The organism is Aquiflexum sp. (assembly GCF_041749095.1).
GTDB lineage: Bacteria > Bacteroidota > Bacteroidia > Cytophagales > Cyclobacteriaceae > Aquiflexum.
Map to the genome: position 1 here is coordinate 1 of NZ_JBGTCA010000521.1, position 4,042 is coordinate 4,042.

The window sequence follows — 4,042 nt, forward strand, 5'->3', positions numbered from 1 at the left end:
GTCTGCAACTGCCTCTGCTTGGGCAAGGTCAAATTGACCGTTAAGGAAAGCCCTTTGGGTAAACTCTCCCGGTTTGGCAGGTCTTGCACCTTTTCGGATCAAGAGTTTGATGACCTGATTGATGATGTAGGAGGAACCATGCGTGGAAATTTCCACCACATTTTCTTTGGTAAAGGATTTGGGGGCTATAAAAAGTGATACTAACACCTCATCAATGATTCTTTCCCCATCCCGAATTGTCCCGAAGTGAATGGTATGTGATTCTTGGATATCAAGATCTTTGCCCTTAAAAACCTCATTGGTGATTTTGATGGCATTTTTACCTGACAGCCTGATAACAGCAATGGCACCGACTCCCTGAGGGGTAGCCAATGCCACTATGGTATCTTCTTTTTCGTGAAGGGAAAAGGACATAAATTACTTTGAGAATTTGCCTACCAAACCACTTAGGCCTTCCAGAAAGGGGTCGGGCAGTCTGTAACCAGGCAATTGTGTGATGTTTTCCATGGCAGCATCCATGATGATAAAGTTAGGGTAGGAGGTAACCCTCATCGCACGGGCCATGGTAGCCTCTGTATATTCTTTGCCTTTGAAATGGAAAGTTCTCTTGGTGCTTTCGGCATTCATTTTTACAGCATAGAAATTGGTATTGATGTAATCAATGACTTTAGGATCCGAGAAAGTATCCTTGTCCATCTTTTTGCACCAACCGCACCAGTCAGTATATACATCCACAAAAACCATTTTTGGACTTTCATTGGTCTTGGCAGCTGCTTCCTCAAAAGTCAACCAATTGATTTTATCCTGCGCCAAGCTGAGTTGAAAACTCATTAGGGTGATAAGCAATGCGCCAAATAACTTTTTCATAGTATCTGATTTTTTATTATCCAAATTTAACGAGTTGTTTCGATTTGTAGTTCAATTGTTGGGAAAAAGGGGTGGAGATTTGAGACAAGAAGCGAGAACCGAGAGGCGAGAGGCGAGAATCAAGAACGAAGAACTAAGAAACAAGAACCAAGAGACAAGAACCAAGAGACAAGAAAGCCTGTCCCAAAAATCGGGGAACCACGAGAAGCGAGAGACGAGAGTTAGAACCAAGAATCAAAGCCTGCCCCGAGTATCGGGGAACCAAGAAACAAAGTTTTTCCCGAGAATCTGGGAGCCAAAGCCGGCCCCGAGTATAGGGGAAGTGAGATCGTTTTAACCTAATCACAATTTCAACTTAAACCTAAATCTTCAATCTTCAATCTTCAATCTAAAATCTACCTTTTCAATCCCTTCATCCCCCAAGAGATTGCCACGTCGCACAAAGGGCTATTTCAAAACACCAAAGTTTCCCAAGTGCTCCTCGCAATGACATGCCACTGTCACACCTTCATCCTTCATCCCTTATCCTTCATCCCCCAAGAGATTGCCACGTCGCACGAAGGACTATTCAAAACATCAAAGTACCCCAAGTGCTCCTCGCAATGACGTGCCATACCTTCATCCTTCATCCTTCATCCTCCTTCCATCTCTCACTGCATCACCAATATATTCCCCGCCACATCCTTGGACATGAAGATCGATTTTTTGTTGTCAACAAGGATTTCGATGGAGCCGTCAAATTCTACCATGTCGGTGATCTTAATCCTGGCGCCGATATAGGCACCGACTTTGTCAAGGTACCTTAGGAAGGCTGCGCTGCTGTCTTTGACGGCGACAATCTGACCGGTTGAATGAAGGTCAAGTTCATTGAGCGGCAACCTTGGGCGGGAGCGGACATCGCCATATTCATCCGGAATAGGATCACCATGGGGATCAAATTTGGGAAAGCCCAGGTATTCATCCAGTCTTTGGATCAGGATCCTTGATTTGATATGCTCTAGTTCATCTGCTACCTCATGAACTTCGTCCCAGGAGAATTTCAGTTTCTCCACCAAAAACACTTCCCATAACCGATGTTTTCGGATGGTTTGAAGGGCCAGTTTTTTGCCTTCTTCTGTGATATGCACCCCATAATATTTGCGGTATTCGATCACGGCTTTGTCTCCCAATTTCCGCAACATGTCAGAAACAGAGGCGGGTTTGGTTTTCATTTCTCCGGAAATGTCATTGGTGGAAACGCCCTTTTTCCCACCCTCTGAGAGGTGGTAAATGGCTTTCAGGTAATTCTCTTCAGCGTAGGTGAGGGTACTCATGTTTTAACTTTACAATGGCAAATATAGAGATTTAGGTTATACTAAAAAATAATTTCATAGAGACTAAAAGAACTGTGGATAACTCATTTCGATTTGTGATTTTGATTTTAGGTTTGTCTAAAATAAAGATTAGTCAAGTCGTATTTATGATTCAATTTGTTGTGGGTCACATTCTTAAATTAAAGCCTATTGTCAAAAATCAGGAGGAAGGGGACAGTTTATGGAGTTTTCTTTTTGGTCAATTCAGTTTCCAAAAAGGTATGGGAGTGGATAACTTTTTTCAGGTTTTAAGAATAATTGGGGTTTTGGTAAGAGTTAGGAGAAGACTAAATCTTAAAGGTTTTTTAGATTTCTCTATACGTTCGAAATTACAAGGTGAGGCCTTGGACACTCTTGAAATAATAACAGTATCTAAGAGAATCAATTAGCGGATCTTTGTCATCTCGAGTAAATAACATTTTAGAAATGTTCAGAAAGAGAAATTACATTGTGGTTAAAGTTTGGCCTCGTCCACGATAGCCCCGATAGCTATCGGGGGGATCGGCCACTGGGGTCGTCTTTTGGGGTGGTTGGGGTTGGAAAAGCGGCGCCGCCGCTTTTTCCAACCCCAACCTCAATTAACCATATCATCCGTTCCCCGAGCTTGCCGAGGGGCAATTTCTAATTCTGTCATTGGTACGGCAGGAGAGGTCTATGAACCTTCGGGGCAGAATAGATTTCTCTCCCGATAGCCATCGGGATCGAAATGACAAGGAGAAGCAATTGACACAATTGATTCTGAAAATGTATTCGAGAGTATTAAACATTGCCTTGGCTTCTCGAGGCATCGCCAATGTGAGTGTCTCACTCACATTTCCGACGTGGCCGTCTTCACTGACATCCTTTTTCAGCCCAAAATTCAAAAACCTAAACCTAAACCATCTTTTCCATCACCTTCAAAAAATCCTCTTCCTGACTTTTCCACAAAACCTCATGTCCCGGTAACTTCAAGTAATATTTTTGATTCAAAAAAGTCTGAAAGTTTTCTTTGGCATTTGTAAGGTCTTTGAAATCCATCTCCAATCCACCCGGATAAGAATCAGACAATGATTTCCATTTTGGATTGGGGGAAAATAGGCAGGGCTTTAATAGGGCAAAACTCTCATATAGCTTACTGGGGATTTTGGGTTGGATGCTGGGTATTTGGTAATATGGCATCAATATGATGTGCGCATGATGATATGCCTTTAGAATATCTGAATATGGTATTGGAAAGCGGCTGATTTCACAAGTGATGGCAGGGTGGCCCAAAGTCTTATATTCTATCTGATGCAGATATTCAGGTAAGGTAACATGCCCTATGATATGAAGAGTGGTTTCAGGATAAATCTCATTAATATTTTTGAACCATTTAACCCCTTCCAAAACTCCATAGACCTTCGTCAGTGTTCCTGAAATCAGAAACCGGTATTGGTGACCGATAACATTATTAATGGGAGCATTAGGACAGTTATTTCCGAAGAATTTATTTTCGAGCACCGTGACAGGTTTTAATTCCGGAAACTCATCTCGATAACAGGCCTCCGCAAAAAAATAATGGTCTATAAATGATTTTGACCTGGATTCAATAAACTTGACCAATATTCGGGTAAAGGATTTTTTTATACATGATTGGGTTTTATTTTCCTGTATATTCAATGAATGGTTCTCCTGAACGTCATAAATCAGCCTTGTTTTCAGAAACAATTTGCAAAGTATTCCCGCCGGTAATAATTCGAAAGTGGTAATAATGATGACTTTGGGTGCGTCCTTAAAAAGTATGCCGAACATTTTCAAATTTACAAACAACCTCGAATAATGGTTCCTTTTTTTGCAAAAAAGCG

Annotated in this window: 4 protein-coding genes and 1 pseudogene; 1 reads left to right on the plus strand and 4 read right to left on the minus strand. The window is 41.7% G+C overall.

What is annotated here, in order from left to right:
- The 3 genes and pseudogenes from ACEW8O_RS23465 to ACEW8O_RS23475 all read right to left on the minus strand — a co-directional run.
- Positions 1–414 (minus strand): annotated as a pseudogene (locus tag ACEW8O_RS23465) (tRNA uridine-5-carboxymethylaminomethyl(34) synthesis GTPase MnmE); the annotation flags it as partial.
- Positions 415–417: 3 nt separating this feature from the next.
- Complete coding sequence (locus ACEW8O_RS23470) at positions 418–867, minus strand: thioredoxin family protein (RefSeq protein WP_373497061.1); 450 nt, start codon at positions 865–867, stop codon at positions 418–420.
- 650 nt (positions 868–1,517) lie between these two features.
- Positions 1,518–2,180 carry a metal-dependent transcriptional regulator gene (locus tag ACEW8O_RS23475; RefSeq protein ID WP_373497062.1) on the minus strand — a complete coding sequence of 221 codons (663 nt, stop codon included), beginning with the start codon at positions 2,178–2,180 and terminating at the stop codon, positions 1,518–1,520.
- 74 nt (positions 2,181–2,254) lie between these two features.
- On the opposite strand from ACEW8O_RS23475, the gene ACEW8O_RS23480 reads away from it, so the two are divergent.
- Positions 2,255–2,608 (plus strand): hypothetical protein, encoded by a 354-nt coding sequence (locus ACEW8O_RS23480; RefSeq protein WP_373497063.1) that lies wholly within the window; start codon positions 2,255–2,257, stop codon positions 2,606–2,608.
- A 484-nt stretch (positions 2,609–3,092) separates the two neighbouring features.
- Here ACEW8O_RS23480 and ACEW8O_RS23485 read toward each other — a convergent pair.
- The coding region (locus tag ACEW8O_RS23485; protein ID WP_373497064.1) for a hypothetical protein at positions 3,093–4,042 on the minus strand (950 nt) is incomplete at its 5' end.